27 protein-coding genes and 1 tRNA gene are annotated in these 26,440 nt (G+C 73.0%); 16 read left to right on the forward strand and 12 right to left on the reverse strand.

The window, feature by feature from the left end; translation table 11 throughout:
• Nucleotide 1: 1 nt before the first annotated feature.
• Complete coding sequence (locus H0H10_RS10680; RefSeq protein WP_188180637.1) at nucleotides 2-790, reverse strand: ferritin-like domain-containing protein; 789 nt, start codon at nucleotides 788-790, stop codon at nucleotides 2-4.
• 227 nt (nucleotides 791-1,017) lie between these two features.
• Nucleotides 1,018-2,073: an LLM class F420-dependent oxidoreductase gene (locus H0H10_RS10685; protein ID WP_188180638.1), complete on the reverse strand. Its 1,056-nt coding sequence runs from the start codon at nucleotides 2,071-2,073 to the stop codon at nucleotides 1,018-1,020.
• A gap of 113 nt (nucleotides 2,074-2,186) precedes the next feature.
• On the opposite strand from H0H10_RS10685, the gene H0H10_RS10690 reads away from it, so the two are divergent.
• Together H0H10_RS10690 and H0H10_RS10695 are read left to right on the forward strand one after the other, a co-directional pair.
• Nucleotides 2,187-3,173: an aldo/keto reductase gene (locus H0H10_RS10690; RefSeq protein ID WP_188180639.1), complete on the forward strand. Its 987-nt coding sequence runs from the start codon at nucleotides 2,187-2,189 to the stop codon at nucleotides 3,171-3,173.
• Nucleotides 3,170-5,431, forward strand: coding sequence for a helix-hairpin-helix domain-containing protein (locus H0H10_RS10695; protein WP_188180640.1), 2,262 nt, complete (start codon nucleotides 3,170-3,172; stop codon nucleotides 5,429-5,431). Before H0H10_RS10690 ends, H0H10_RS10695 begins: the two co-directional genes overlap by 4 nt.
• Before the next feature lie 90 nt (nucleotides 5,432-5,521).
• Here H0H10_RS10695 and H0H10_RS10700 read toward each other — a convergent pair whose 3' ends face one another.
• Nucleotides 5,522-6,265: a hypothetical protein gene (locus H0H10_RS10700; protein ID WP_188180641.1), complete on the reverse strand. Its 744-nt coding sequence runs from the start codon at nucleotides 6,263-6,265 to the stop codon at nucleotides 5,522-5,524.
• Between the two features lie 47 nt (nucleotides 6,266-6,312).
• Here H0H10_RS10700 and H0H10_RS10705 point away from each other — a divergent pair, with 47 nt between their 5' ends.
• A complete protein-coding gene (locus H0H10_RS10705) occupies nucleotides 6,313-6,501 on the forward strand; it encodes a DUF5703 family protein (protein ID WP_188180642.1) in 189 nt (62 codons plus the stop codon).
• Nucleotides 6,502-6,610: 109 nt separating this feature from the next.
• Here the strand turns inward: H0H10_RS10705 and H0H10_RS40710 are convergent, their stop codons facing one another.
• The 3 genes from H0H10_RS40710 to H0H10_RS10720 all read right to left on the reverse strand — a co-directional run bounded on the left by H0H10_RS40710 (nucleotide 6,611) and on the right by H0H10_RS10720 (nucleotide 9,337).
• A complete protein-coding gene (locus H0H10_RS40710; protein ID WP_188180643.1) occupies nucleotides 6,611-7,396 on the reverse strand; it encodes a chaplin in 786 nt (261 codons plus the stop codon).
• A 224-nt stretch (nucleotides 7,397-7,620) separates the two neighbouring features.
• Entirely contained in the window at nucleotides 7,621-7,854 is a 234-nt protein-coding gene (gene chpH / locus H0H10_RS10715) for a chaplin ChpH (protein ID WP_188180644.1), read from the reverse strand.
• Between the two features lie 157 nt (nucleotides 7,855-8,011).
• Nucleotides 8,012-9,337 (reverse strand): M20/M25/M40 family metallo-hydrolase, encoded by a 1,326-nt coding sequence (locus tag H0H10_RS10720; protein WP_188180645.1) that lies wholly within the window; start codon nucleotides 9,335-9,337, stop codon nucleotides 8,012-8,014.
• Nucleotides 9,338-9,523: 186 nt separating this feature from the next.
• Between H0H10_RS10720 and H0H10_RS10725 the strand changes: the two genes are divergently transcribed.
• A tRNA-Leu gene (locus H0H10_RS10725) sits at nucleotides 9,524-9,608 on the forward strand.
• A gap of 73 nt (nucleotides 9,609-9,681) precedes the next feature.
• Complete coding sequence (locus tag H0H10_RS10730) at nucleotides 9,682-10,056, forward strand: YchJ family protein (RefSeq protein WP_188180646.1); 375 nt, start codon at nucleotides 9,682-9,684, stop codon at nucleotides 10,054-10,056.
• An 18-nt stretch (nucleotides 10,057-10,074) separates the two neighbouring features.
• Here the strand turns inward: H0H10_RS10730 and H0H10_RS10735 are convergent, their stop codons facing one another.
• Entirely contained in the window at nucleotides 10,075-10,776 is a 702-nt protein-coding gene (locus H0H10_RS10735; protein ID WP_188180647.1) for a FadR/GntR family transcriptional regulator, read from the reverse strand.
• A gap of 137 nt (nucleotides 10,777-10,913) precedes the next feature.
• Here H0H10_RS10735 and H0H10_RS10740 point away from each other — a divergent pair, with 137 nt between their 5' ends.
• The 3 genes from H0H10_RS10740 (at nucleotide 10,914) to H0H10_RS10750 (ending at nucleotide 14,227) form a co-directional block, all read left to right on the forward strand.
• Nucleotides 10,914-11,441 (forward strand): gluconokinase, encoded by a 528-nt coding sequence (locus H0H10_RS10740; protein ID WP_188180757.1) that lies wholly within the window; start codon nucleotides 10,914-10,916, stop codon nucleotides 11,439-11,441.
• A gap of 111 nt (nucleotides 11,442-11,552) precedes the next feature.
• Nucleotides 11,553-12,950, forward strand: a complete 1,398-nt coding sequence (locus tag H0H10_RS10745) for a GntP family permease (RefSeq protein WP_188180648.1) — start codon at nucleotides 11,553-11,555, stop codon at nucleotides 12,948-12,950.
• 227 nt (nucleotides 12,951-13,177) lie between these two features.
• Nucleotides 13,178-14,227, forward strand: a complete 1,050-nt coding sequence (locus H0H10_RS10750; protein WP_188180649.1) for a hypothetical protein — start codon at nucleotides 13,178-13,180, stop codon at nucleotides 14,225-14,227.
• A gap of 3 nt (nucleotides 14,228-14,230) precedes the next feature.
• Here H0H10_RS10750 and H0H10_RS10755 read toward each other — a convergent pair whose 3' ends face one another.
• Together H0H10_RS10755 and H0H10_RS10760 are read right to left on the reverse strand one after the other, a co-directional pair.
• Entirely contained in the window at nucleotides 14,231-15,769 is a 1,539-nt protein-coding gene (locus tag H0H10_RS10755; RefSeq protein WP_188180650.1) for an APC family permease, read from the reverse strand.
• A gap of 31 nt (nucleotides 15,770-15,800) precedes the next feature.
• Nucleotides 15,801-16,751: a tetratricopeptide repeat protein gene (locus tag H0H10_RS10760; protein ID WP_188180651.1), complete on the reverse strand. Its 951-nt coding sequence runs from the start codon at nucleotides 16,749-16,751 to the stop codon at nucleotides 15,801-15,803.
• Nucleotides 16,752-17,021: 270 nt separating this feature from the next.
• Between H0H10_RS10760 and H0H10_RS10765 the strand changes: the two genes are divergently transcribed.
• The 8 genes from H0H10_RS10765 (at nucleotide 17,022) to H0H10_RS10800 (ending at nucleotide 23,430) form a co-directional block, all read left to right on the forward strand.
• Nucleotides 17,022-17,915: a DMT family transporter gene (locus tag H0H10_RS10765; RefSeq protein ID WP_188180652.1), complete on the forward strand. Its 894-nt coding sequence runs from the start codon at nucleotides 17,022-17,024 to the stop codon at nucleotides 17,913-17,915.
• A 19-nt stretch (nucleotides 17,916-17,934) separates the two neighbouring features.
• Nucleotides 17,935-18,468, forward strand: a complete 534-nt coding sequence (locus H0H10_RS10770; protein WP_188180653.1) for an NUDIX hydrolase — start codon at nucleotides 17,935-17,937, stop codon at nucleotides 18,466-18,468.
• A 310-nt stretch (nucleotides 18,469-18,778) separates the two neighbouring features.
• Nucleotides 18,779-19,171, forward strand: a complete 393-nt coding sequence (locus H0H10_RS10775; protein ID WP_188180654.1) for a YidH family protein — start codon at nucleotides 18,779-18,781, stop codon at nucleotides 19,169-19,171.
• Nucleotides 19,168-19,494, forward strand: coding sequence for a DUF202 domain-containing protein (locus tag H0H10_RS10780; RefSeq protein ID WP_188180655.1), 327 nt, complete (start codon nucleotides 19,168-19,170; stop codon nucleotides 19,492-19,494). The genes H0H10_RS10775 and H0H10_RS10780 overlap by 4 nt, the downstream gene beginning before the upstream one ends.
• 132 nt (nucleotides 19,495-19,626) lie before the next feature.
• Nucleotides 19,627-19,923, forward strand: coding sequence for a hypothetical protein (locus tag H0H10_RS10785; protein ID WP_188180656.1), 297 nt, complete (start codon nucleotides 19,627-19,629; stop codon nucleotides 19,921-19,923).
• Between the two features lie 180 nt (nucleotides 19,924-20,103).
• Complete coding sequence (locus tag H0H10_RS10790; RefSeq protein ID WP_188180657.1) at nucleotides 20,104-21,126, forward strand: phosphotransferase family protein; 1,023 nt, start codon at nucleotides 20,104-20,106, stop codon at nucleotides 21,124-21,126.
• A gap of 6 nt (nucleotides 21,127-21,132) precedes the next feature.
• The gene (locus H0H10_RS10795) at nucleotides 21,133-22,347 is read left to right on the forward strand and encodes an acyl-CoA dehydrogenase (RefSeq protein WP_188180658.1); all 1,215 of its coding nucleotides are present in this window, start codon (nucleotides 21,133-21,135) and stop codon (nucleotides 22,345-22,347) included.
• Nucleotides 22,348-22,509: 162 nt separating this feature from the next.
• Entirely contained in the window at nucleotides 22,510-23,430 is a 921-nt protein-coding gene (locus H0H10_RS10800; RefSeq protein WP_188180659.1) for a LysR family transcriptional regulator, read from the forward strand.
• Here H0H10_RS10800 and H0H10_RS10805 read toward each other — a convergent pair.
• The 3 genes from H0H10_RS10805 to H0H10_RS10815 are packed head-to-tail and all read right to left on the reverse strand — an operon-like array spanning nucleotide 23,369 to nucleotide 26,419.
• Nucleotides 23,369-23,962 carry a TetR/AcrR family transcriptional regulator gene (locus H0H10_RS10805; RefSeq protein WP_188180660.1) on the reverse strand — a complete coding sequence of 198 codons (594 nt, stop codon included), beginning with the start codon at nucleotides 23,960-23,962 and terminating at the stop codon, nucleotides 23,369-23,371. The two genes, H0H10_RS10800 and H0H10_RS10805, sit on opposite strands and share 62 nt — an antisense overlap.
• Before the next feature lie 28 nt (nucleotides 23,963-23,990).
• Nucleotides 23,991-25,655, reverse strand: a complete 1,665-nt coding sequence (locus tag H0H10_RS10810) for a class I adenylate-forming enzyme family protein (RefSeq protein WP_188180661.1) — start codon at nucleotides 25,653-25,655, stop codon at nucleotides 23,991-23,993.
• Nucleotides 25,652-26,419 carry an SDR family oxidoreductase gene (locus H0H10_RS10815; RefSeq protein ID WP_188180662.1) on the reverse strand — a complete coding sequence of 256 codons (768 nt, stop codon included), beginning with the start codon at nucleotides 26,417-26,419 and terminating at the stop codon, nucleotides 25,652-25,654. Before H0H10_RS10815 ends, H0H10_RS10810 begins: the two co-directional genes overlap by 4 nt.
• Between the last annotated feature and the right edge of the window lie 21 nt (nucleotides 26,420-26,440).

Genomic DNA, 26,440 nt, shown 5'->3' on the forward strand with positions numbered 1-26,440 from the left:
GTCAGGCGAACTCGGGGGCCGCGGACGCCGGTCCGCCGAGGGCGTCGCGCCGCTCGGGCATCCGCAGGCTCACCATGCGGCGCCAGCCGCCCAGCCGCTCGTAGAGGTACACCGCGTGGATGCCCGCCGCGAGCGCCGCCGACTTGGCCCTCGGCCAGCCGAGGACGCGGCCCATGTGGGCCATGACCGCGAGGCTGACGTCCCGGTAGACGCGGATCTCGGCGAGCGCGCACTCGCGCAGCGTCCGCTGGATCAGCCGGCCGTGCCCGGCGCGGGCGAAGCGCAGCAGTTCCTCGTGGGCGTAGGCGAGGTGGTTGTCCTCGTCGTTGGAGATCATGCGGACGGCCCGGCCGACGTCCGGGTGGTCGGAGAAGTACTTCCGGAGCATCTGCATCTGCTCGGCCGCGCGCTGCTCGGTGACCCTGCTGTGTGCGAGGTAGGTGATGATGTCCGGCACGGTCAGCGGCTGGTCCGCCTTGAGCTTCTCGTGCGCGAGCCCGATGCCGTGCCGCTCCAGGAGCATCGTGTAGTCGGTCTCGGGCGGTACCTCGACCGGTTCCAGGCCGCGCTTCTTCAGCAGGGCGTTGAAGATCCGCCCGTGCTTGTCCTCGTCCGCGCCGTGCCTGGTGATCTTGGGGGCGAGTGCGCGCTCGCTCTCCGGCACCAGCGCCGCGATGCGCGCGTTCTCCCAGCCGCCCTGCGACTCGCCGCTGGCCGCGATGGAGCAGAAGAGACGGAATGACTCATCGTGGTCGAGGATCTCCTGGAACAGACTCTTGGCCGAAAGCATCGGGTGCACCTCTCTGCCTCTGCAGGGTTCGCAAAGAACGAGTCAAGTGCGGACGGACGGGCACGGCAACACCTCTGCCGGACAACTCCGCCAAAAGAAGGACCGCGCAGGCCGCGAAGGGGCGTAACCGCGGGGGCGCGGCGGCGTTGTTCCCCGTGACGGCCGTGGCGGGGAAGACCCCCCGAGCCCCCACCACGGCCGCGGAAATCCCAGACGTCGGACGGGCCCTAGGCGAGGCCGGCGCGCTCCAGGGCCTCGGTGCCGGCGCGCAGCGCGGCGATCCGCTCGTCCAGCGTGAAGCCCGCGGGAGCGAGGGTCAGGGTGGTGACGCCGGCCGCGGCGTAGTCCTTCATCCGGTCGGCGATGCGGTCGACGGAGCCGAGGAGCGCGGTCTTGTCGATCAGGTCGTGCGGGACGGCGGCCGCGGCGCCCTGCTTGTCGCCGGAGAGGTACTTGTCCTGGATCTCGGCGGCTTCCTGCTCGTAGCCCATGCGCCGGGCGAGCTGGTTGTAGAAGTTCTGCTTGCGGCTGCCCATGCCGCCGACGTAGAGCGCGGTGTAGGGGCGGAAGGTGTCGGCGAGTGCGGCGACGTCCTTGTCGTCGCCGAGGGCGAGCGGCAGGGTGGGGCAGACGTCGAAGCCGTCGAGGGTCTTGCCGGCCTTCTCCCGCCCGGCGCGCAGGTGCCGGATCGCGGTCTCCTCCAGGTGCTCGGCGGAGGGGAAGATGAGCAGGGCGCCGTCGGCGATCTCGCCGGTCTGCTCCAGGTTCTTCGGGCCGATCGCGGCGATGTAGAGCGGGATGTGCTCGCGCTGCGGGTGCACGGTCAGCTTGATCGGCTTCCCGGGACCGCCGGGCAGCGGCAGCGTCCAGTGCTCGCCGTCGTACGACAGCCGCTCGCGCGTCATCGCCTTCCGTACGATCTCGACGTACTCGCGGGTGCGGGCGAGCGGCTTGTCGAACTTCACGCCGTACCAGCCCTCCGAGACCTGCGGGCCGGAGACGCCGAGGCCGAGGCGGAAGCGGCCGCCCGAGAGGGAGTCGAGGGTGGCGGCCGTCATCGCGGTCATCGCGGGCTGGCGGGCGGGGATCTGGAAGATGGCGGAGCCGACGTCGATGCGCTCGGTCTGGGCGGCGACCCAGGTGAGCACGGTGGCGGCGTCGGAGCCGTAGGCCTCGGCCGCCCAGCAGACGGCGTAGCCGAGCCGGTCGGCCTCCTGGGCGACGGCCAGGTTGTCCGCGTCCATTCCGGCACCCCAGTAGCCGAGGTTGATCCCGAGCTGCATGGCCGATTCCCCTTACCGATCAGTAACGTCCCTTGGGCCCAGACCTTAGCGCGCGGGATTCGGTTGTCCACAGGCCCCCACAGCGCAAGTCCCGGCCAGTAATGTCGGCGTTCATGGAGCAGAGGCATCTCGGCCGCACCGGCCTGCGCGTGTCCCGCATCGGTCTCGGCACCCTGACCTGGGGCCGGGACATCGACGAGCATGACGCCGCGGACCTCTTGAAGACGTTCTGGGAAGCGGGCGGGACCCTCGTCGACACCGCGGACGTGTACGGCGACGGGGAGGCGGAGTACCTGCTCGGCAGGCTCATGGAGGGCCTGGTTCCGCGCCGGGACCTGGTGATCTCGACCAAGGCGGGCAGCGTGCCGGACCCCGACCGCCGTTTCGACGGCTCGCGCGGGCATCTGCTCTCCGCGCTGGACGCCTCGCTGGCCCGCCTCGGCACGGACCACGTCGACGTGTGGCACATCCACGCCTACGACCCGTACACACCGCTGGAGGAGACGCTCCACGCCCTCGACCTGGCGGTCAGCAGCGGCCGGGCCCGCTACGCCGGGGTGTCCAACTTCTGCGGCTGGCAGCTCGCGAAGGCGGCGACCTGGCAGCTGGCGGCGCCGGGCGTGCGCAGCCGGCTGGCCAGCACGCAGATGGAGTACTCGCTGCTGCAGCGCGGCATCGAGCGGGAGGTGCTGCCGGCCGCCCTGGACCTGGGCGTCGGCCTGCTGCCCTCGTCGCCGCTGGGCCGCGGGGTGCTGACGGGCAAGTACCGCAAGGACGCGACGCCGGCGGACTCGCGGGGTGCCTCGGAGCATCTGGCCCCGTTCGTCGCGCCGTACCTGGACGAGACGGCCGGGCACATCGTGGACGCCGTGGCCACCGCGGCGGACGGGCTCGCGGTGACCCCGCTGCAGGTGGCCCTGGCCTGGGTCCGCGACCGGCCCGGCGTGGTCGCGCCGATCGTCGGCGCGCGGAACGCGCAGCAGCTCACGGCGGCATTGTCAGTGGAGACCCTTAGTCTTCCTGACGAGATCTGCCGGGCGCTCGACGACGTGTCGGCGCCCGTGCACCGCTATCCCGATCACGACTGGAGCACGCTGTGAGCACGGAGCCCGAATCCCGTGAGGACACCGCGGACGCCGTGGAGGCCGAGCCGGGGACCCCGGGCGCCGAGGCGGAGGCGCAGGAGGCAAGGGCGCAGGAGACCGCAGCGGACGACGCCGGTGCGGCGACGCCCGCCGGGCGGACCGGCGAGCCCGGCGGCGAGGCCGCGGGCGGTCAGGTGTCCGAGGCCGAGGCCGAGCTGGCCGCACAGCGCATCGAGCGGGAGCGGATCGAGCGGCGGAAGGCCGAGAAGCACGGGCCGATCAGCAGCGGGGGGAAGCTGAGCGGCACGGCGGCCGAGCTGCTGGCCGCCGTCCGTGCCGTGGAGAGCGGCGAGAAGCCGGCCGCCGCGGTCTTCGGCGAGTCCCGGCCCGCCCCGCGCCGCCCCGCCCCCGAGCCCGTACGGCAGCCGCAGCCGGTGCCCGCCCGGCCGGCCGGCGCACCCGCCGGTCCCGCGCCGGAGACCGTGCAGGCGGTGCGGCGCGTGCTGGCCGAGGGCGGCGCTCCCGAGGCGCTCGCACCGCAGGCCGCCGCGCTGCTCGGCGAGGGCGCGGACGCCTCGCTGCGCGCGGACCCCTGGCAGTTGCTGAGGATCACCGGGGTGCGGCCGGAGCAGGCCGACGGATTCGCACGGGCGCTGCTGGGGGCGGAGTGCGGCCCGGACGACGAGCGGCGCGGGCGCGCGGTCACCGTCTGGCTCCTGGAGCAGGCCGCCCTGAGCGGGCACACGGCCCTGGAGCTGCCGCGGCTGGCGACCGCGCTGTCCCAGCGGGGCGTGCCGGATCCCGACGCCGCCGTGCAGAGCACGCTGGCCGAGGGCGAGGCCCTGGTCTTCCAGGACGCCCTGGACGAGCCCGCCGCCCAGGGCGCGGTGCACGGGGCCGGGGCCGACGGGCAGGAAGCGGAGGAAGGGGACGAGCAGCGCCCGGTCCGGGTCCTGGTCGGCCTGGAGCGGTACGCGCTCGCGGAGGAGAGTCTCGCCGACGCCCTGGCCCGGCTGATCAACTCGGTGCCGAAGCAGGACGGCTCGGCGGAGGACTGGGAGCGGGCCGCCACCTCCGCACAGGGCTCCGCCGCCGACCTGATCCGCGCGGTCGCGGGCCACGGACTGGTCCTGCACACGGGCCAGGAGGCGTCCCTGGCCGAGCCGGCCGCACTGCTGCGCGCCGCGCACGGCCTCGGCCTGCGCGCCTGGGCCGCCACGCACGGCCCCATCGGCCGCGACCGCTTCGCACGGCTGCTGGGCGGGCCGTCGTCCGCCGCGTCCCCGGACTCCCCCGCACCGGACGGCCCGGCCGGACCCGCCGTCGCCACGGTGGCCGGGCTGCTGGCCGGCGGCGAGGGGCCCGGGCGGGACGCGGACGGCGCGCTGGACCTCGATCTGCTGGTCGTCCTCGACGCACCGCAGCTGGACGTCGAGACGGCGGCCCTGCTCGCGGAGTCGCTGCCGGACGGGGCGCGGCTGGTGCTGGCCGGGGACCCGGCGGTGCTGTGGTCCGTGGGGCCCGGGCGGGTCTTCGGCGACCTGCTGGCGGCACGGATCTGCCCCCAGGTCGCCTCCCGGCGGCCGGACCCCGGGCCCCTCGGCGAGCTGGTCTCCGGCATCGGCGCCGGTGAGCTGCTCCAGGTGGAGGCGCCCGGCAAGGAGGTCGTGATCGTGCCGGTGCGGGACGCCGGCGAGGCCGTGCACCGGACCGTGCAGCTGGTCGCGGACTCGGTGCCGCGGGCCATCGGCGTCCCCGCCGAGGAGACCCAGGTCATCACGCCGGGACACGGCGGCGCCGCGGGCACCCGGGCGCTGAACGCGGCGCTGAAGGAGCGGCTGAACCCGGGCCCCGGCCGGTTCGGCGGCTTCGACCCGGGCGACCGTGTCGCCTACTCCCCCGTGCCGGGCCGTACGCTGCCGGGCCGCGTGGTGAAGGCCGACGCCGACGGGCTGCACCTGTCGTGCGCGGGCGAGGCCGTCGTCGTGCCGAAGGAGCGGGTGGAGCGGTCCGTACGGCACGGGTGGGCGCTGACCGCGCACCAGGCGGTGGGGTGCCGGTGGCCCGCGGTGGTCGTGGTCCTGCCCGGCGACGCCGCGCAGGCCCTCAGCCGCCCCTGGGTGTACACGGCGTTCGGCCGGGCCGACCGCCATCTGTCCGTGGTGCACGGCGTGGAGCAGGCGCTGCCGCGGGCCGTGGCCGAGGTCCCGGCCAAGCCCCGCACGACCCGGCTGCCGGTGCTGCTCGCTCCACAGGTTCCGGCGGCCGGCTGAGTCCGCCCCGGCCTGGACGGCGACGGCGGCGGTCACCGGGGACACCCCCGTGACCGCCGCCATGCGGGCCGGCCGCGCCGCGCGCGCCGCTCAGAGGCGTTCCACGTCCAGCGGCTCCAGGTCCTCGTCCTCGTCCTCGTCCAGGATCTCGTCGGGATCCGCGTCGAGGTCGTCCTCCAGGTCTTCCACGTCCTCGACGTCGTCCTCGTCGTCCTCCTCGTCGTCCAGTTCGTCGTCGAACACCGCGCTGACGTCGAAGCGGCAGACCACGCGCTGCGGATCGACCTGTTCGAACGGTGCCTCCAGCCACTCGCCGGGGTCGGCGGGTTCGTCCGCGGCCGTCACCCAGAGTGTGGAGTCGGCCTCCTCCAGACCGAACTCCTTGTGCCGGGAGGCGATCTCGTCCGGTTCGAACTCGCCGAAGAGGATGCCGAGCGCCCCGTGGACGGTGCCCGAGACGTCCGTGTCCGGGCCCGCCTCGTCGTCCGCCGCCTCGACGCGCCGGGCCTGCGCCATGAGCCGCTGCGGCTCCACCACGGCGTAGTCGCGGCGGATCAGCACGCTCAGCGCGTTGGGTTCCTCGGGGCCCGTGTACGGCGGCAGCGAGTCGTCCGCGCCGGGGATCTCGAAGGGGGTGACCTCGTCATAGCGGTCGTAGAGCAGTTCGTCGTACGCCTCCGCGGCCGCGGCCAGCTCGTTGAACGCCTCGTAGACGGCCGGGTCGTCCTCCCCGGACCGGCGTTCGACCGCGGCCAGGTGGCGGTCGAGCGCGGTCTTGACCGCCTCGGCGGCGGCGCGTACCTCGGCAGCGGTGGGCTGCGCAGCATCAGACATAGTGCAGACGCTATCCGTACCGGGCCCCAGCCCGCACAATAGATGCGATGCCGGAATACGAATTTGTCGACGTGTACGTGCCGCGCGGGGTCTCCCGCAAGGAGACGACACGTCTGCTGACGGACCATGCCGAGTACGGACACTGGGAGTTGTACCGCCTGAGCCTGCTGCGCGACGGCAGCCGCAGGGTGCGGTTGCGCCGGCGGATCATCCGCCAGGTACGCGTCACCTGGTGAGAGCCGGGACGGGCGCGAGCGCAGGAGAGCAGGAGAACAGAGGCAGGAGAACAGAGGACGGAGCGGGCCCCGCCGGTGCGGGGCCCGCTCCGTCGCGCCGTGGCCCGCGTCAGGCCGAGCGGCGCGCCTTGCGGTAGAGCACCGTGCCCGCGAGCAGGGCTCCCGCGCCGACCGGCAGGGCGAGGCCCAGCGGAAGGTCGCTGCCGGTCGCCGCGAGCTGGGCGGAGCCGTGCGGCTGGGTGACGGACGGGGCACCCGGCCGGTCGGTGTCCGAGGGGCCGGGCGGGGTCTCGTCGTCGGGCCCGTTCGGGGGCTCCGGGGTGCCGGGGGTGCCCGGCTCTTCCGGGGTGCCCGGCTCGGCGGGGGGCGTCTCCTGGCCGCCGCCCGGCGGGGTGGAGTCGCCCCCGCCCCCGTTGGCGCAGTCGTTGCCCATCGCCGGGTTGAGTGCGCCGATGACGTCGACGCTGTTGCCGCACACGTTCACCGGCACGTGCACCGGCACCTCGACGTGGTTTCCGGAGCCGACACCGGGCGAGCCGGTGGCGCGTCCGCCGGCGTGCGCACCGCCCTGACCGCCGTGCTCGACGGAGTCGCCGTATCCGGCCGAATCGCCGTACCCGGCCGAGTCGCCGTGTCCGCCGGCGGCACTGCCGCCCTCGTTGACGCACGCGTTGCCCATCGCCGGGTTGAGGATGCCGACGACGTCGACCGTGTTGCCGCAGACGTTGACCGGCACGTGCACCGGCACCTGCACCGTGTTGCCGGACAGCACACCGGGCGAACCCGCGCTCGCACCGTGCGCTCCGGAGTCGGCGTGGGCGGAGCCGCCCGCGGCGGCGATCACGCCCGTGGCGGCCGCCATCGTCATCAGGCCCTTGCGGGTGACCTGTCGCATGTGATGAATCCCTGCCTTGCCCTTGTCCCGTTGTCCCGAATTACGTCGATCAATGCCGCCGTCGACGCCGATTCCGGCGTTCCGGCGTTGCCCGTGGTCAGAAGACCGGTCGGCCCCGGAGCGCATAACGCGCGCCGGGGCCGACGGACTCAGACCCTCATGGGGCGAAGCCCTTCACGGGGTGACATCCCCATGGGCGAAACCCCTCTGGGCGAGACACAACGTCACTTGTTGATGCAGACGTTGCCGAAGGCGGGGTTCAGCAGACCGATCACGGAGATCGTGTTGCCGCAGACGTTCACCGGGACGTGAATGGGCGCCTGAACGACGTTGCCGGAAAGGACGCCCGGCGAGTGCACGGCGGCACCCTGGGCACCGGAGTCGGCGACGGCCATGCCCGCGCCCGCGAGAACCAGACCACCGGTGGCAGCCGCAGCGGCGACGACCTTCTTGATCATTATTCCTCCTAGTTGGCAAATGCGATCCCAGCTTGCTGATCGCATCACCTGTAACGAGGAGGGAGTAATCGGGCTACGAGCTTATGAGCGCATTCATCCTTCCCGGTCGGTCACCGCACACGCGGACGAAAAGTGAAGTCTCGTTTCTGCGGACAGATCAGGACGCGTCGATGAACCGGTCGAGCACCCGCACGCCGAACTGCAGTCCCTCCACCGGCACCCGCTCGTCGACCCCGTGGAACATGCCCGCGAAGTCCAGCTCCGGCGGCAGCTTCAGCGGTGCGAAACCGAAGCCCCGGATGCCGAGGTCGTCGAAGGACTTGGCGTCCGTCCCGCCGGAGAGCATGTAGGGGATCGCCTTCGCGGCCGGGTCCTCCGCCACCAGCGCGGACTGCATCGCGTCGACGAGCGCTCCGTCGAAGGTGGTCTCGACGGCCTTGTCGGAGTGCACGTCCTCGCGGCGCACCTTCGGCCCGAGGATCCGGTCGAGGTCGGCGAGGAACTCCTCCTCGTGGCCGGGCAGGAACCGCCCGTCGACGTGCGCGGTCGCCTCGCCCGGGATGACGTTGACCTTGTAGCCGGCGCCCAGTTGCGTGGGGTTGGCGGTGTTGCTCAGGGTGGCGCCGATGAGCTTGGCGATCCCGCCCAGCTTGGCGAGCGTCCCCTCCATGTTCTCCGGGTCGAGCTCGGTGCCGAGCGCGTCGCCGAGTTCGTCGAGGAAGGCGCGGGTGGTCTTGGTGACGCGCACGGGGAACTTGTGGCGCCCGAGGCGCGCGACGGCCTCCGACAGTTCGGTGATGGCGTTGTCGCGGTGGATCATCGAGCCGTGCCCGGCCGTGCCGGCCACGGTCAGCTTCATCCAGTGCATGCCCTTCTCTGCCGTCTGGATCAGGTACAGCCTGCGCTGCTCGCTGACGGTGAAGGAGAAGCCGCCGACCTCGCTGATCGCCTCGGTGACGCCCTCGAAGAGGTCCGGGTGGCGGTCGACCAGGTAGCGGGCGCCGTACGTCCCGCCGGCCTCCTCGTCCGCGAGGAACGCCAGGACGATGTCCCGGGGCGGCCTGCGCCCGCTGCGCAGCCGGTCCCGGACGACCGCGAGGGTCATGGCGTCCATGTCCTTCATGTCGACGGCCCCGCGCCCCCACACGCATCCGTCCGCGATCTCGCCGGAGAAGGGGTGGTGGGTCCAGTCGTCCGCGTTGGCCGGGACGACGTCGGTGTGGCCGTGGATCAGCAGCGCGGGCCGGGAGGGGTCCTCGCCCTCGATCCGGGCCACGGTGGAGGCGCGTCCGGGGTGGGATTCGAAGATCTTCGGTTCGAGTCCCACCTCGGCGAGCTTCTCGGCGACGTACTCGGCCGCCTTGCGCTCACCCGGACCCGAGTGGTCGCCGTAGTTGCTGGTGTCGATCCGGATCAGCTCGCGGCAGAGGTCCACGACCTCGTCCTCGCCGGTGACGTTCCTGGCCGTGCCCGTCTCGCTCACGTGCTTCCTCCCGCTGTCACTGCTGGTGGGTCCTCCTCATCCTCCTCCTCCGGCCGCCCGCACCCAAGACCGGTCCCGGTCCGTCACACGCCGTTCACGGGCAGGCGGGGGTGATCGGCCACCCCCGAAAGCCTGGTAATGTTTACGTCGTCGCCGCGGGGCAGCGCCCCGCACGACAGACACCTTGTCCGGGTGGCGGAATGGCAGACGCGCTAGCTTGAGGTGCTAGTGCCCTTTATCGGGCGTGGGGGTTCAAGTCCCCCCTCGGACACCGGCTGAGACCCCTGCTGAGCAGGGGTCTTCTGCTTTCCCGGCCGGGCCGGGGACGGGGCACAATGGCGGCCATGACCACGCGTTCCTGCCCGTGCGGGCTGCCCGAGGCGTATGAGAAGTGCTGTGGCCGGTTCCACACGGGGGCGGCAGCCGCGCCGACCGCCGAGGCCCTGATGCGCTCGCGCTACAGCGCCTTCGTCAAGGGGGACGCGGGCTACCTGCTGCGGACGTGGCACCCGAGGACGCGGCCCGAGCGCCTCGGCCTCGATCCGCGGACGCGGTGGACCGGGCTGGAGATCCTGGACACGGCCGACGGGTCCGCGTTCCACACGACCGGCACCGTGACGTTCCGGGCGTCCTACCGCGGCGGCTCGCTGCACGAGCGGAGCCGGTTCGAGCGGGTGGACGGGGCGTGGGTGTACGTGGACGGCGAGTTCCTGGACTGACCCGGACGGGACCGGCCGCTACGGCGCCAGGATGTCCAGCTCCTGCAGCGCCCCGACCGTGATCTCCCGGGTCAGCCGCTCGGCGCGCTCGGCGTCGCGTTCCCGTACGGCCTCCGCGACCTGGACGTGCAGGGTGACGGCGGCCGGGTCGGGGTCCTCGAACATCACGTCGTGGTGCGTACGGCCGGCCAGGACCTCGGCGACGACGTCGCCGAGGCGGGCGAACATCTCGTTGCCGGAGGCGGTCAGGATCACGCGGTGGAACGCCACGTCGTGGAAGAGGTAGCCCTCCAGCTTGTGACCGCGTGAATTGGCGACCATGCCGAGCGCGCACTCGGTCAGTTCCGCGCACTGCTCGGACGTGGCGTGCCTCGCCGCCAGTCCCGCCGCCACCGGCTCGACCGCCGACCGCAGCACCGTCAGCGAGCGCAGCTGGCGCGGCCGGTCGGCGCCGGCCAGCCGCCAGCGGATGACCTGCGGGTCGTAGACGTTCCACTCGCACTCGGGCAGCACCGTCACGCCGACGCGGCGGCGCGACTCGACGAGGTGCATGGACTCCAGGACCCGGACGGCCTCGCGCATCACGGAGCGTGACACCTCGAAGCGCTGGGCCAGCTCGTCGGTCCGCAGAACGCTGCCCGGAGGGTACTTACCCGCGGTGATGTCGGGGCCGAGGGTGTCCAGTACTTGGCCGTGCAGCCCCCGGCCCGGTGTGCTCATGCACTCAGCGTACGTGGCGCGTCACGGGAACAAAAAGTCAGATTTATTTGTCACAAGCTCTTGAATTCGTCGTACCTAATGGGTTTCAGTTACGTCGACATCACGTGTCGACGAAGACAGCAGACAGCGAGAGCACGATGCAGCAACTGCACACCCCCCATGTCGTCGTGGTCATGGGCGTAGCGGGCACCGGGAAGACCACGATCGGCCCCCTGCTCGCGGCCCGGCTCGGCGTTCCCTACGCCGAGGGCGACGACTTCCACCCGCCGGCCAACATCGCCAAGATGACGGCCGGCACCCCGCTGACCGACGAGGACCGCTGGCCCTGGCTGGACGCCATCGGCGGCTGGGCGCACGGACGGGCGGGGCTCGGTGGGGTGGTGAGCAGTTCGGCGCTGAAGCGGTCGTACCGCGACCGGCTGCGCGCCGCCGCTCCCGGTGTCGTCTTCGTCCACCTCACGGGCAGCCGCGAGCTGATCGAGGACCGGATGTCGCACCGGCAGGGGCACTTCATGCCGACGGCCCTGCTCGACTCCCAGTTCGCCACGCTCCAGCCGCTGGAGCCGGACGAGGCGGGAGTCGCCGTGGATGTCGCCGGCAGCCCCGAGGAGATCACCGAGCGGGCGATGAAGGCCCTCAAGGCACTCTCCGAGCCGGCCCAGTAACCCCCTCGGTCCCCCACTGCCACCCCCCACCCCCTCCCCCGGGGACGTGCGTCACTCATGGGTGCCGCACGGCCCCGCCCCCCGAATCCCCATCACCGCAAGGGAATCACCGTGACCAGACTCAGCGTCGAGATGCTGGCAGCGGACACCGTCGAGCCGATCACCTCGGCCGGCCACGCCCAGCTGGGCATCGCCGTGCTGTTGGGCATCGCCGTCATCGTCCTGCTCATCACCAAGTTCAAGCTGCACGCCTTCCTGGCGCTGACCATCGGGTCACTGGCACTCGGCGCGTTCGCCGGGGCTCCCCTGGACAAGGTCATCACCAGCTTCACCGCCGGGCTCGGCTCCACCGTCGCGGGCGTCGGCGTCCTGATCGCCCTCGGTGCGATCCTCGGCAAGATGCTCGCCGACTCCGGCGGCGCCGACCAGATCGTGGACACCATCCTCGGCAGGGCGAGCGCGCGCTCGATGCCGTGGACGATGGTGCTGATCGCCTCCGTCATCGGCCTGCCGCTGTTCTTCGAGGTCGGCATCGTGCTGCTGATCCCGGTGGTGCTGATGGTCGCCAAGCGCGGCAACTACTCCCTGATGCGCATCGGCATCCCGGCGCTGGCCGGTCTGTCCGTGATGCACGGCCTCGTCCCGCCGCACCCCGGCCCGCTGGTCGCGATCGACGCGCTCGGCGCCAACCTCGGTGTGACGCTGGCACTGGGCGTCCTGATCGCCATCCCGACGGTGATCATCGCCGGTCCGCTGTTCTCCAAGTACGCGGCCCGCTGGGTGGACGTCCCGGCCCCCGACCGGATGATCCCGCAGCGCGCCTCCGAGGACCTGGAGAAGCGTCCGGGCTTCGGCGCCACCCTGGCCACCATCCTGCTGCCGGTCGTGCTGATGCTGGCCAAGGCGCTCGTCGACATCATCGTCGACGACCCCGAGAACCTGGTGCAGCGCACCTTCGACGTCATCGGCAACCCGCTGATCGCCCTGCTCGCCGCCGTGATAATGGGCATCTTCACGCTGCTGCGGCCCGCCGGGTTCGGCAAGGAGCGCGTGTCGGGCCTGGTCGAGAAGGGGCTCGCGCCCATCGCGGGCATCCTGCTGATCGTCGGCGCGGGCGGCGGTTTCAAGCAGACGCTGATCGACTCCGGCGTGGGCCGGATGGTCCTGGAGATCTCCGAGGACTGGTCGATCCCGGCCCTGCTGCTGGCCTGGCTGATCGCGGTGGCGATCCGGCTGGCGACCGGTTCGGCGACCGTGGCGACCGTCTCGGCGGCCGGTCTCGTCGCGCCGCTCGCGGCCGACATGTCGACCACGCACGCCGCCCTGCTGGTGCTGGCCATCGGCGCCGGCTCGCTCTTCTTCAGCCATGTCAACGACGCCGGTTTCTGGCTGGTGAAGGAGTACTTCGGCCTCAACGTCGGCCAGACGATCAAGACCTGGTCCGTCATGGAGACGATCATCTCGGTGGTCGCCGGTGCCCTGGTCCTGCTCCTGTCGCTGATCATCTAGGGGTACGGCGACGACGGGTCGCCCCCTCCTCACCCCCGCGGGCCCGGCCGAGGCCGGCCGCCGGACCGTCCTCCACGGACGTCACGGCCGCCGCCTCGCCGGGCCCGTCCCCTTTTCCGGTTCTCCGGGCCGGTGTTTCCCCCTCGCCGGGCCACTTCCCCGAGGGGGCGCGCGACCGGATGATGAGAGGCCCGGTGCGCGTCGGGGGATCACGTCGGGGGGCGTCCATGGGGGTTTCGCTCGGTATGCGGGTCGCGGGGCTGTGCGTCGCGGGGACGGTGGCGGTCCTCGCGGCCTCCTGCGTCGCCGGCGAGGGCGGCCCGCCCAGGGGCGGCGGGGAGGCGAGTGTGGCGGGCGGGCTGTCGAACGGCGGCCCGGACGGTGCCGTGGACCGAACGGCGCCGTCCCCCGAGGCCGCCCCTTCCTGGCGGCCGGACGGCAGCGGCGGTTCGACGGGCGTCCCCGCTCCCGCCGGCTCCGCGCCCGCGCCGGCCGCCCCCGGCTCCCCGGCCCCTTCCCCTTCCTCCTCCCCCCGCTCGGAGCCGCCCGGCAGCAGCCCGGGCGCCCGGCCGCTGACCGTCCCCGCCTGGCTGCCCGCGGGCCCCGACTCCCCGGACACGGACGGTGTCGCCGACCCGCAGAGCCTGTACGACCTGCTCCGTTCGCCCGACCGGTGCGAGGAGGTCCTCGCCGCGCTCGGGCCGGTGCCGCCGAGCGACGACCGGCGGGTGCTGCGGGGGCTGGCCCACGGCTGCCTGGCCGTACAGGGCCGGGGCGGCAGCTGGGAGACGGCCGCCCGCGACCACGCGGAACTGGCGGGGCGGCCGGCCGGCTGCAAGATCAGCGCCGCGTACGAGGTGCTGGGCGGTCTGCTGGAGTTCCACCGGCGGCATCCCGGCGCCACCGTACGGCTCGCGCCCGCACCGGGCGGTGCCACCGCCTGCACCTACGGCATCGCCGGGGTGGACGCGGGCAGCGACGGCGCCGCCCGGCCCGGTGAGCTGGTCGCGATCGAGCTGCGCGGGACGTACTTCGACCACGCGGAGCTGCTGCGCGAGGGCAGCGTGTCCGTCGGCGGGGTCGGTGTGGCGGGGCCGCTGACCGCGCCGGCGGGGACGGGCGACCGGCTGGTCCTCTCCGTCGTCGTCCCGGCCGTGCCGGCGGCCCCGGGCACTGCGGTCGCCGTACGGGTCCGCTACGGCGGCACGGAGGTGGCCCGGGAGGACGCCTTCACGGTCGCCACCCCGGACCCGGTCACGCCGTCGGCGTCCCCGTGAGGCTCACGGGGACGCCGCCTTGTCCAGCTGGAACGCCTCGTTGCCCTGGCCGATGCGGGCGTGCCGCTCGGGCGCCCGGGAGCGCATCAGCAGTCCCTGCACCAGGCCGCCGGCCGCCGCGAGGCCGATGATGCCGGGCAGCACCCAGCTCAGGGAGGAGTCGGGGCCGGCGCCGACGAGGACGTCGAAGTCCTTCACCGTGTAGCCGGCGATCACCAGCAGGGCGACGCCCGCCAGCACGGAGGTCGCCAGGCGCACGCCCTGGGGGCCGGCGGCACCGCGCCGGGCGAAGAAGGCGACCACGGAGAAGGAGGCGGCGGCCATCAGCACGATCACGCCCAGGGCTCCGATGTTGCCGCCCCAGGTGAACAGGTGCAGGACGGGCTCGGTCGGGTCGCCGGCCGGCTTGTCGTCGGCGATCGCGAAGCCGATGACGACGACCGCGGACACGGCGGTCTGGAGCAGCGAGCCGGTGCCGGGCGCGCCGCTGCTGCCGCTGGTACGTCCGAAGGCGGCGGGCAGCAGACCTTCGCGGCCCATGGCGAAGGCGTACCGGGCGACGACGTTGTGGAAGCTCAGCAGCGCGGCGAACATACCGGTCACGAACAGCACGTGCAGGACGTCGGTGAAGGTGCCGCCCAGCCGCGACTCGGTGAGGAAGAACAGCAGCCCGGCGCTCTGCTCCTGGGCGGTGCCCACGATCTTCGAGGGTCCGGTGGCGACGGTCAGGGCCCAGCTGCTGAGCGCGAAGAAGACGGCGACGCCGGCCACCGCGAGGAACATCACGCGCGGGACCAGGACGTGCGGCCTGCTGGTCTCCTCGGCGTAGACGGGCGCCTGCTCGAAGCCGAGGAAGGCGGCGATGCAGAAGCACAGCGCGGTGCCGACGCCGGCCCCGGTCAGGGTGTCGGGGTTGAAGGCGTGCAGCGACAGCCCCTCCGCACCGGGGTCGGTGACGGCGGCGATGTCGAACACGACCACGAGGACGACCTCGATGAGCAGCAGGACACCGAGCACGCGCGCGTTGACGTCGATCTTGAGCCAGCCCAGGGTGCCGACGGCGAGCACGGCCAGCAGCGCGGGTATCCACCAGGCGACGTCCAGGTCGGCGTAGGTGGCCAGGAGTCCGGAGACCTCGAAGCCGAAGATGCCGTAGATGCCGACCTGGAGGGCGTTGTAGGCGACGAGGGCGACCATGGCGGCGCTCGCGCCGGCGGTGCCGCCGAGCCCGCGGGAGATGTACGCGTAGAAGGCGCCCGCGTTGTGCACGTGCCGGCTCATCTCGGCATAGCCGACGCTGAACAGGATCAGCACCACGCCCAGCACCACGAAGAGCAGCGGCTGCCCGACGATGCCCATCACCGCGTAGGTGGTGGGCATGACCCCGGCGACCACCATGAGCGGGGCCGTCGCGGCGAGGACGGAGAGCAGCAGGCCGCCCGTGCCGAGCCGGTCGGCGCGCAGTGCCCGTTCCTCCCCCTTGAAGGTGCTGATGCCTCCGCCTGGCGCGGCTGTGCTCGTGCTCGAACTGCCCGTGGTCATCGAGACCGTCCTTCTGTCGAATCCGGGAACATCAGGCCGTACCGAGCGCACCGGCGCGGGCGGCACGGAAGGCGGGGTAGGGGTCGCGGTCCGGGTACGACCACGGGGCGGGCGTGGCGTGTTCGCCGATGCGGTGGAACAGCGCCGCGGCCTCGGCGCCCCGCCCCTCGCAGTACTTGGCGTGTGCGAGGAAGTTGAGGTCGATCAGGCGCCGCGGGTGACCGTCCTGCTCCCATTCCAGCCACCAGTCGAAGGCGGCCTTCATCACCAGCCGGGCGCGGCGGCCGATCCAGTGGCCCGAGGCGTGCGGGTCGGCGGACTCGTGTCCGGCGGCGGCCAGCACGCGGTAGCGCTCGGCGTGGGCGATCACCGGCAGGACGGCCAGCGGGGAGTCGGCGGGGGCCTGTTCGGCGGCCCAGTTGGCGAAGTCGTAGACCTCGTGCAGCGGGTCCGGGCCCCCTTCGGCCCGGCGTTCGGCGAGCCGGGCGACCATCAGGTGATGGGCGTGGTGGTGGTCGGGGTACCGGCCCCGGACCTGCTCGAAGGCCCGCACGACCGCCTCGTCGGTTCCGGACGAGCGCTCCAGCATCAGCAGGCCGAGCCAGGGGGTGGGGTCGCCGGGGGCGTGTGCGGCGGCGTCCCGGCAGGACTCCCGGGCCCGGTCCGGTTTCTCCTTGCCGCGCAGGGCGCGGTGGACCAGGGCGAGGGCGAGCAGGACGCGGGCGTCGGCCGACTCGGGCTCGGCGAGCAGCCACTCGCGGGCCCAGGGGGCGCAGTAGGGCTCCTTGGCGAGGACGGTCACCCGGTGTCCGCGGCGGTCGAAGTCGTCGCCCGTGTGGACCAGCAGGGAACGGGCGCTCTGCCACCGCCCCTGCGCCAACGCGGCCCGGGCGGCGACGAGTTCGGTGTCGTCGAGGGCCTCGTCGAAGGTCCGGGCGGCACGTCTGCGGCCGCGGCCGAGGGGAGGCGGGGGTGGGGACACCGCGGAACTTCCTCACGCGACGCGGTCGGTCGTCGGTAGCCGGTTTGCCATGAACTGATCACGCACAGCAAAGCGGCAGCCAACGCTCGGCGTCAAGGCCCGCCGACTCGTTACACGCGTCAACTCACCGCTCTCCATGGGAAGTTGAAACCCGTAGCTCGTGCCCTCCCCCCGTCATCACCCGGATGCGGGCACTCGCCCGGCACACCGGCCCGGGGAGCACTAGAGTCGGGCCCCACGACCCCGTGGCCCGCGAACGAGGTACGCAGCGTGTCGGTTCTGGTTCTGGTTCTCGGCGTGAGCGCCGCGTGCTGTCTGGGCTTCGGTTTCGTGCTCCAGCAGAACGCGGCCCGGCACGCCCCGCTGAGGGACTTCCTCTCCCCCCGGCTGCTGCTCGACCTCGTGCGGGTGCCGCGCTGGCTCGGCGGCACGGGGCTGATGGTGGCCGGCATGGCCCTGGGCGCCGTCGCGCTGGGCCGGGGCGAGGTGTCCCTGGTGGAGCCGCTGCTCGCGACGAACCTCCTGTTCGCCCTGGCCCTGTCCCGTCGGCAGACCCGCCGGCCGCTGGGCCGTCAGGGCTGGGCGGGTCTCACGCTGCTCGCCGGCGGGGTCACCGCGTTCCTCGTGGCCGGCGAGCCGCGCGGCGGCGACGCGGTGACCGATCCGCTGCGCCACTGGCTGGTCATCGGCGTGATGCTCGGCCTCGCCGTACTGCTCGCCACGTGCGCCCGCCGCATCCGGCTGAGCTGGGGCCCGGTGCTGCTGGCGCTGGCCGCCGGACTGCTCTACGGGGTGCAGGACGCGCTGACCCGGGTCAGCGGCCGGCTGTTCTCCGCGGGGGGCCTGCCGGAGCTGCTGACCGGCTGGCAGCCGTACGCCGTGGTGGCGCTCGGGGTCACCTGTCTGGTCCTGGTCCAGAGCGCGTTCGAAACGGCACCGCTGCACATGTCGCTCCCCGCGCTGACCGCGGCCCAGCCGCTCGCCGGGATCGCCTGCGGGGTCGGCTTCCTCGGCGACCGGTTGCGCACCGACACCGGCGCCCTCGCGTGGGAGGCGTGCGGGCTCGCGGCGGTGGTGACCGGCGTCGTCCTGCTGGGCCTGCACCCGGCGATGCCGCGGCGCACGTCGGGGACGGGGCCCGTGAGGGACCTCCAGCAGCGCTGACCGCTGCTTGGATGGGCGTATGACTGCTGCTGACGAGATCCTGGACATCGTCGACGAGAACGACCACGTGGTCGGCCGGGCCCGGCGCGGGGACGCCTACGCCGAGGGGCTGCGCCACCGTGCCGTGTTCGTCCAGGCCCGGGACGCCGAGGGCCGGGTCTTCGTCCACCGCCGCACGCCGACGAAGCTGGTGTTCCCCTCGCTGTACGACATGTTCGTCGGCGGGGTGGTGGGGGCGGGCGAGTCCTACGACGACGCGGCCCTGCGGGAGGCGTCGGAGGAACTGGGGGTGACGGGGCTGCCGCGCCCCGAGTACCTGTTCAAGTTCCTGTACGACGACGGCGCCGGGCGGAGCTGGTGGTCGGCGGTGTACGAGGTGCGCTGCGAGGTGCCTGTGCGGCCGCAGGTGGAGGAGGTGGCGTGGCACGGGTTCCTCACGGAGGAGGAGGTGGGGCGGCGGCTGGGTGAGTGGGAGTGGGTGCCGGACGGGTTGGCGGCGTATGCGCGGCTGCGCGCGTTCCGGGAGGGTGGTGACGTTTCGCCGGCCGGGTGACCGGCGTGGGTCCACTGGTCCGGCGTGCGCCGGGTGCCGGCGTCGGCGCGGGCCGGGGGTGGGTCGCGCGGCCCGGCGCTCCCGGGGTGCCGCTGCGCCCACCCGTGCCGCCCTGGGGGTACCTCCCAGGCCGTTCAGGCACTGGGGGAGGCACGACTGCCCGCAGCTACGGCAGCCCGGCCGCCCGTGGCCCCGCCCCACAACCCAACCCGACGCGCTACGCGCACCCCCGCCGAAGCAGCACAGGCCGCCGCAGGCATCCCCGCCCGAGCGCCGCAGGCACACGCAGGCACCCGGTAGGGTCCCCCGCGTGATCGAATTCGCACGCAACGTCCGGCTGTGGTTCGCTCCGGAGGAGGTCCGCCGGGAGGGCAGCACCCCCGACTACCGGTTCTCGCTCGCCAACGAGCGCACCTTCCTGGCCTGGCTCCGCACCGCCCTGGCGCTGATCGGCGGCGGTTTTGCCGTCGACCAGTTCCTGCCCGACCTGCGCTGGGCCTGGCGGGTCGGACTCGCCCTCGCCCTCCTCGCGGCCGGCGTGCTGTGCGCCCTGCGCGCCGTCAATCACTGGGTCCGCTGCGAGCGCGCCATGCGCCGCGGCGAGGACCTGCCCGTCTCCCGCTTCCCCGCACTGCTCAGCCTCGTCGTCGCCGTCGTCGCCGTGGCCATGGTCGTCGTGGTGCTCGTCGGGTGGGAGGGATGACCGGCCGCCGGCCCGCCGCCGACCGCGACCCGGGGCTCCAGCCCGAGCGCACCCGCCTCGCCTGGCGCCGCACGACCCTGTCGGGCACCGTCGTCGCCGTACTCGCCGCCAAGACCGCCCTGCACGACGGCGCCTCGCCGCCCGCCGTCGCGGCCGGCGCCCTGTGCTGCGCCCTCTGGCTGTGCTTCGTGCGCATCGCCCACCGCCGCATCCGCACCCTGGCCTCGGACAACAGACCCCCGGCGCTCGCCCCCGCGTACGCCACGGCGGCGGCCCTGTGCACGGTGACCATGGCGGTCTGCGGAGCGGTCCTCGTCCTCTAGCCGCTCCGGGGTACCCGGACGCCACCCAATCGGAACGACCCGAAACGTCCGGAATGACACCGTACGCGTGGCAGCCTGTCCGACGTCGTCACCCCACACCGGCAACCCGAAGGCGAGGAGAGGACCACCACCATGACCACCACGCACCAGGAACACACCGCCCACGCCCACACCCACGGCCCCGGCTGCGGGCACCCCGAGGTGCCCCACGGCGACCACGTCGACTACGCGCACGACGGGCACCTGCACCGCGAGCACGGCGGCCACTGGGACGAGTGCGAACCCTCCGGCCACACGCCCCACGAGAGCCACGACCACCAGCACGACGAGGGCTGCGGTCACGCGCGCGTGCAGCACGGCGACCACGTCGACTACCTGCACGACGGCCACCGCCACGCCGCCCACGAGGGCCACTGGGACGACCACTGACCCCACGCCGGACCACCGCGCCCACCCCCACCGGGAGGACCCCTCCGACAGCTCCCCGCCACCCCCGCGGGGAGCTGTCACCCGTCGTGGCGCCGATCACTTTCAGGGCAGCCACTGGACGGCATACCGACCGGTCAGCATGATGGACGGCGTAGTGTTCACCTGCCCGTAGGAGCGACGATGAGCCCCGACCACCCGCCCGGACTCGATCTCGACCGGCTGCGCGGCCTGCTCGACCGTGAGCGCCCCGGCCTGGTGCACGGCCCGCTGTCCGGCCGGCTGATCGAGGGCGGACGGTCGAACCTCACCTACGCGGTCTCGGACGGTACCGCCAAATGGGTCGTCAGGCGCCCCCCGCTCGGCCACGTCCTGGCCACGGCGCACGACATGAAGCGCGAACACCGCGTGATCAGCGCCCTGCACCCGACGGACGTGCCGGTGCCGCGTCCCGTCCTCCTCTGCGAGGACGAGGACGTCCTCGGGGCGCCGTTCTACGTCATGGAGTTCGTCGAGGGCACGCCGTACCGCACGGCCGGCCAGCTCGCCCCCCTCGGCCCCGAGCGCACCCGGGGCGCCGTGCTGAACCTGGTCGACACCCTCGTGGACCTGCACGCGGTGGACCCCGCCGAGGTGGGCCTCGGTGACTTCGGCCGCCCCGAGGGCTTCCTGGACCGTCAGCTGCGCCGCTGGTCGAAGCAGCTGGACGCCTCCCGCAACCGCGACCTGCCCGGCATCGACGAGCTGCACGCCACGCTCGGCCGGGAGCTGCCCCGCTCCCCCGCCCCGACCGTCGTGCACGGCGACTACCGCCTCGACAACGTCCTGATCGGCGACGACGACGAGATCAGGGCGATCCTCGACTGGGAGATGTCCACGCTCGGCGATCCCCTCACCGACCTCGGTCTGCTGGTGATGTACAGCCGGCCGCTCGGCATGCCCGACTCGCCCGTCTCCACCACCGCGCAGGCCCCCGGGCACCCCGACCCGGCCGAGCTGATCGAGCGGTACGCCGCGCGCTCGGGGCGTGACGTCTCCGCCGTCGCCTGGTACACGGCGTTCGCCTGGTTCAAGCTCGCCGTGATCCTGGAGGGCATCCACTACCGCTACACGCTGGGCCAGACGGTCGGCCGCGGCTTCGACCGCATCGGCGAGCTGGTCCCCGTCTTCATCGAGCACGGCCTGACCACCCTTCAGGAAGGCTGATCCGTCATGGACTTCGCGTTCGACGCACGCACCGAGGAACTCCGCGCCAGGCTGCTCGCCTTCATGGACGAGTACGTGTACCCCGCCGAGCAGGTCGCCCACGAGCAGCGCGCCCGCCTCGCGTCCCCCTGGGACACCCCGCAGGTCGTGGAGGACCTGAAGGCCGAGGCCCGTCGCCAGGGCCTGTGCAACCTCTTCCTCCCCGACGCCGAGTACGGCGCGGGCCTCACCAACCTCCAGTACGCGCCGCTCGCCGAGATCACCGGCCGCAGCCCGCAGCTGGCGCCGACGGCCACCAACTGCGCGGCGCCCGACACCGGGAACATGGAGGTGCTGGCCCAGTTCGGCAGCGAGGCGCAGAAGAAGCAGTGGCTCGAACCCCTCCTCGCGGGCGAGATCCGCTCGGCGTTCGCGATGACCGAGCCGGACGTCGCCTCCTCGGACGCCACGAACATCACCACGCACATCGAGCGGGACGGCGACGAGTACGTCATCACCGGCCGCAAGTGGTACATCTCCGGGGCGATGAACCCGGACTGCCAGATCTTCATCGTGATGGGCAAGACCGACCCGGACGGCACCGACATCCGCCGCCAGCAGTCCATGGTGCTGGTCCCCCGCGACACCCCCGGCGTCACCGTCACGCGCGCGATGCAGGTGTTCGGCTACGAGGACCACTACCACGGCGGCCACGCCGAGGTGGTCTTCGACCACGCGCGCGTGCCGGTGTCGAACCTGATCGGCGAGGAGGGCGGCGGCTTCGCCATCGCCCAGGCCCGCCTCGGCCCCGGCCGCATCCACCACTGCATGCGGCTGATCGGCATGGCCGAGCGGGCGATCGAGCTGATGTGCCGGCGGGCGGTCTCCCGCACGGCGTTCGGCAAGGCACTGGCCCAGCAGGGTGTCGTGCAGAACTGGATCGCGGACGCCCGGGTCGCCGTCGAGCAGCTGCGGCTGCTGGTGCTCAAGACCGCCTGGCTGATGGACACCGTCGGCAACCGGGGCGCGCACACCGAGATCCAGGCCATCAAGATCGCCACACCGCGTGCGGTGGTCGGCATCCTCGACCGGGCGATCCAGCTGCACGGCGCGGGCGGCGTCAGCCAGGACTTCCCGCTCGCCGAGCTGTACGCCGGCGCCCGCACGCTGATGCTCGCCGACGGCCCGGACGAGGTGCACCAGCGGTCGCTGGCGCGCCGGGAGCTGAAGAAGTATCTCTAATAGCCCCCCGAGTAGTGATGGTCCGCGCGGGCGAGCGCGCGGACGAAGGACAGGAACAGGTCGAGAAGAACGGGTCTGCGCTGCATGCCTCTCAGCGTGCGGCGCGGACCGCCCACCGGTCCAACAGATGGTTTCGCTGGACGCCATCTCTAAAATAGATGGATGGAGATCCGCCAGCTCCGCCACTTCATGGCTGTCGTCACCGAGGGCGGTTTCACGGCCGCCGCACGCGCCGAGCTGATCGTCCAGTCGGCGCTCAGCACCTCGATCCGCAATCTCGAACGGGAGCTGGGCGCCGACCTGTTCGACCGGACCGGCCGCCGGGTCGTCCTGACGGAGGCCGGCCGCGCCCTGCTGCCGCGGGCCCGCGCACTGCTGGCCGGCGCCGAGGAGGCGCGGCACGCGGTCGCGGCCGTGGCGGGCCTGGCCACCGGCCGGGTGTCGATCGGCACGATCCAGACGCTGACCTGCACCGATCTGCCCGCCGAGCTGGCCACCTTCCATCGCCGGTTCCCCGGCGTCCAGGTGTCCGTGCGGGACGCCCCGGTCGGCGAGCTGACCGAGGCGCTGCGCGCGGGCGAGCTGGACCTGGCCTATCTGGTGCCGGACACGCGGGAGTTGCCGGAGGGGCTGACGGCGTACGCCTCCTGGCAGGAGGAGCTGGTGCTGATCACCGCGCCGGGCCATCCGCTGGCGCGGGCCGGGCGGACCCTCATACGGGATCTCGCCGAGGAGCCGTTCGTCGACTTCCGCGCGGGCACCGGCCTGGAGACGGCGGTGCGGCGCCTGGCCGCCCACTGCGGTCTGGAGCGCCGTATCACCTGTGACGTCACCCAGATCGGGCTGCTCGTCGATCTGGTGCGCGCCGGGATCGGGGTGGCGTTCGTGCCGCGCCGGATCGGCGAGCGGGCCGGGCTGCCGTGCGTGGAGATCCGGCAGCCGGAGCCGGGCCGCAGGGTCGTCCTGGCGGGCCGCGGGCCGCGGCCGCGCAATCCCGCGGCGGCGGCCCTCGCCGATCACCTCACGGGCGCAGGGCCCGCAGCAGCAGGTCCGCCAGATGGTCGGCGACTTCCTGCTGGCTGAGCGGGCCGTCGGGCCGGTACCAGGTGGACAGGTGGTGGACGGACCCGAAGTGGTAGTCCACCACGAGGTCGGCCGGGACCTCCTTGGTGAAGACGCCGGCCTGCTGGCCCTCTTCGATCAGCGCGCGGAAGCGTTCGTGGTAACGCCGGCGCTCGGCGCGCACCTGCTTGTTCTTCTCCGGGCTCAGGTGGTGCATGGAGCGGAAGAAGATGGACGCGTCGTCGAGGTTCTCGATCGTCGTGACGACGACGTCGGCCGCCGCGTCCCGCAGCCGCTTGTCGACCGGTTCGTCGGCGTCCGCGAAGGTGTCCAGGCGTTCCTGCTGGAGGCGCAGCACGCGCGCGTAGACCTCGTGCAGGAGGTCGTCCTTGGAGCCGAAGTAGTGGTACAGCGCCCCCTTGGTGACGCCGGCCGCCTCGACGATCTCCTGCACCGAGGTGCGGTCGTAGCCCTGCTCCGCGAAGAGCCGGGTGGCGGCGGCCAGGAGCCGCTGCGGCACCGGAGTGCCGTCCCCTTCCGTCGTCCTGGGCACTGCCGCCACCTGCCTTTCCGTTGCACTTCTATTCGTCTTCCGTACGGGAACGCAGTTCCCGACGGAGGATCTTCCCACTGGCCGTTTTCGGCAAGTCGGGCAGGATCTCCACCTGACGCGGGTACTTGTAGGCGGCCAGTCTCTCCTTGCAGTACGCGGCGAGTGCGTCCGGCTCCGTCTCGGCGCCCGGGCGGAGGCTGATGTACGCCTTGACGGTCTCGCCGCGGTACCCGTCGGGCACCCCGACGACGGCGGCCTCGCGCACCGCCGGGTGGGTGTAGAGCACGTCCTCGACCTCGCGCGGCCAGACCTTGAAGCCGGAGGCGTTGATCATGTCCTTCTTGCGGTCGACGACGTACAGCCAGCCCTCGGGGTCCATGAAGCCGATGTCGCCGGTGCGCAGCTCGCCGTCGGGGAAGGTCTCGGCGGTGGCGTCGGGGCGGCGCCAGTAGCCGGGCACCACCTGGGGGCCGCTGACGACGATCTCGCCCTGCTCCCCGAAGGGCACCTCCGCGCCCTCGTCGTCGACGACGCGTACGACGGTCTCGGGGCCCGGCACGCCCACGGCCAGGGTGCCGGACACCGGGTCCACCGGTGCCTCGAGGTGCGGCGGGACGGAGGCGCAGGGCGCGGTGCACTCGGTGAGTCCGTAGCCGTTGCGGATGTACGGCCCGAATCCCGCGCGGAACTTCTCCACCAGGGCGGGCGGCAGCGGTGCGCCGCCCGAGGAGATGTTCGCGAAGGACGAGAAGTGCTCGCGGGTCACGGACGGGTGGGCGGCCAGCGCCATGAAGGCGGTGGACGGGCCGACGGTGTAGTGCGGCCGGTGCTCGGCGAACGCGTCCAGGACGACGCCCGCCTCGAAGCGGTACGCCAGCACCAGGGTGCCCACGCTGTTCAGACAGGCACCGAACTGGCACACCATGCCGGTGATGTGGAACAGCGGGGCCAGCGCGAAGTAGACCGGCGCCTCGGGCAGGCCGAGCCCGGTGCGCTGCCGCTCGGCGTTGTACATGATGTTGCGGTGGGTGTTGGTGGCGCCCTTGGGGGTGCCGCTGGTGCCGGAGGTGTAGCTGATCAGCGCGATGTCGCCGGACCCGGGGTCGCGGTCTGCCGGGGCCTGGTGGCCGGCGCGGGCCGCCTCGGTGAGGTCGTCGGCGTCGGCGGCGCGCGGCAGCCGCTCGAAGGCCAGCACGCGCGCGTCGGTGCGGGTCTGGAAGTCCAGCTCGCAGGCGGTGAGCACGATCCGCACCGGCGAGCCGGCCGCCGTGTCGCGCAGGTACGACTCCCAGGCCCGGTCGGAGCAGATCAGCGCGGCGACCTCGGCGTCCCGCAGGACGTGGCCGACCTCGCCCGCCTTGTACATCGGGTTGACGGGGACGACGACCGCGCCCGCCTTCCAGGCGCCGAGGACGGCGAGCACGAAGTGCGGGGAGTTCTGGAGCAGGACCGCCACCCGGTCGCCGCGCTGCAGTCCGCGGGCGGCGAGGTGCCCGGCGACGGAGTCGCTCAGCTCGTCCGCCTCGCGGTAGGTCAGGCGGCCGTCGAAGTAGGCGAGGAAGGCGCGGTCGGGGGCCTCGGCGGCGGCCCGGCGCAGGGCGTGCACCAGTGAGGCGTCCGGGGTGACCGGCGCTTTCTGGGCGTCGGTCAGCAGGTCCAGCCAGGGCCTGGCCGCGTAACGGGAGCCGGTCACCGGGTCGTCGCCTCCCACTGCCGCTGGAGCCGGTTCATGCCGCGCAGCCAGCGCTCGGGCTCGGCGGCGCGGGCCTGGTAGTACTCGGCGACCTCGGGGTGCGGCAGGATCAGGAAGCGGTCCTCCTCGATGCCCTTGAACAGGGCGTCCGCCACGTCCTGCGGCTCGATCGCGGTCGGCTGGAGCACGAGGTCGCCGGCGCTGCCGGTGGCGGCCAGCATGTCGGTGCGCACGCCCTGCGGGCAGATGGCGTGCACCTTGACACCGCGGTGGCGGTAGGTGAGGTAGAGCCACTCGGCGAACGCGTGGGCGCCGTGCTTGGTGACGCTGTAGGGCGCGGCGCCGATCATGGTGAGCAGCCCGGCGGCCGAGACGGTGGAGACGAACCGGCCGCCGCCGCGCTCCAGCCAGTCCGGGAGGAGGGCCTGGGCCGCGCGGACGTGGGCCATGACGTTGACGTCCCAGGCCAGCGCCCAGACGTCCTCCCCGGCCGCTTCGGAGCCGCCGGAGCCGACGCCCGCGTTGGCGCAGTAGACGTCGACCGTGCCGCCCAGGGCGTCCCGGGCCTCGGCGACGATCGCGGAGGCGTCGCCCGGTACCGCGATGCCGCCGATCTCGTCGGCGACGGCCTTCGCCCGGCCGGCGTCCAGGTCGTTGACGACGACCCGGGCGCCCTCGGCGGCGAAGCGGCGGGCCAGCGCGGCCCCGATGCCGCCTCCCGCACCGGTGACGACGACTCCGGCGTCCTGCACGGCTTCCACCATCGGTCTCCTTCGACACGACTG

This window comes from Streptomyces griseicoloratus, from assembly GCF_014534645.1.
Classification (GTDB): domain Bacteria; phylum Actinomycetota; class Actinomycetes; order Streptomycetales; family Streptomycetaceae; genus Streptomyces; species Streptomyces griseicoloratus.

Excerpts from the sequence above, each read along its gene's own strand:
- H0H10_RS10680 (WP_188180637.1), bottom strand. The coding sequence starts at position 790 with ATGCTTTCGGCCAAGAGTCTGTTCCAGGAGATCCTCGACCACGATGAG.
- H0H10_RS10685 (WP_188180638.1), bottom strand. The coding sequence starts at position 2,073 with ATGCAGCTCGGGATCAACCTCGGCTACTGGGGTGCCGGAATGGACGCG.
- H0H10_RS10690 (WP_188180639.1), top strand. The coding sequence starts at position 2,187 with ATGGAGCAGAGGCATCTCGGCCGCACCGGCCTGCGCGTGTCCCGCATC.
- H0H10_RS10700 (WP_188180641.1), bottom strand. The coding sequence starts at position 6,265 with ATGTCTGATGCTGCGCAGCCCACCGCTGCCGAGGTACGCGCCGCCGCC.
- H0H10_RS10705 (WP_188180642.1), top strand. The coding sequence starts at position 6,313 with ATGCCGGAATACGAATTTGTCGACGTGTACGTGCCGCGCGGGGTCTCC.
- H0H10_RS40710 (WP_188180643.1), bottom strand. The coding sequence starts at position 7,396 with ATGCGACAGGTCACCCGCAAGGGCCTGATGACGATGGCGGCCGCCACG.
- chpH (WP_188180644.1), bottom strand. The coding sequence starts at position 7,854 with ATGATCAAGAAGGTCGTCGCCGCTGCGGCTGCCACCGGTGGTCTGGTT.
- H0H10_RS10730 (WP_188180646.1), top strand. The coding sequence starts at position 9,682 with ATGACCACGCGTTCCTGCCCGTGCGGGCTGCCCGAGGCGTATGAGAAG.
- H0H10_RS10735 (WP_188180647.1), bottom strand. The coding sequence starts at position 10,776 with ATGAGCACACCGGGCCGGGGGCTGCACGGCCAAGTACTGGACACCCTC.
- H0H10_RS10740 (WP_188180757.1), top strand. The coding sequence starts at position 10,914 with ATGCAGCAACTGCACACCCCCCATGTCGTCGTGGTCATGGGCGTAGCG.
- H0H10_RS10750 (WP_188180649.1), top strand. The coding sequence starts at position 13,178 with ATGGGGGTTTCGCTCGGTATGCGGGTCGCGGGGCTGTGCGTCGCGGGG.
- H0H10_RS10755 (WP_188180650.1), bottom strand. The coding sequence starts at position 15,769 with ATGACCACGGGCAGTTCGAGCACGAGCACAGCCGCGCCAGGCGGAGGC.
- H0H10_RS10770 (WP_188180653.1), top strand. The coding sequence starts at position 17,935 with ATGACTGCTGCTGACGAGATCCTGGACATCGTCGACGAGAACGACCAC.
- H0H10_RS10780 (WP_188180655.1), top strand. The coding sequence starts at position 19,168 with ATGACCGGCCGCCGGCCCGCCGCCGACCGCGACCCGGGGCTCCAGCCC.
- H0H10_RS10785 (WP_188180656.1), top strand. The coding sequence starts at position 19,627 with ATGACCACCACGCACCAGGAACACACCGCCCACGCCCACACCCACGGC.
- H0H10_RS10790 (WP_188180657.1), top strand. The coding sequence starts at position 20,104 with ATGAGCCCCGACCACCCGCCCGGACTCGATCTCGACCGGCTGCGCGGC.
- H0H10_RS10795 (WP_188180658.1), top strand. The coding sequence starts at position 21,133 with ATGGACTTCGCGTTCGACGCACGCACCGAGGAACTCCGCGCCAGGCTG.
- H0H10_RS10800 (WP_188180659.1), top strand. The coding sequence starts at position 22,510 with ATGGAGATCCGCCAGCTCCGCCACTTCATGGCTGTCGTCACCGAGGGC.
- H0H10_RS10815 (WP_188180662.1), bottom strand. The coding sequence starts at position 26,419 with ATGGTGGAAGCCGTGCAGGACGCCGGAGTCGTCGTCACCGGTGCGGGA.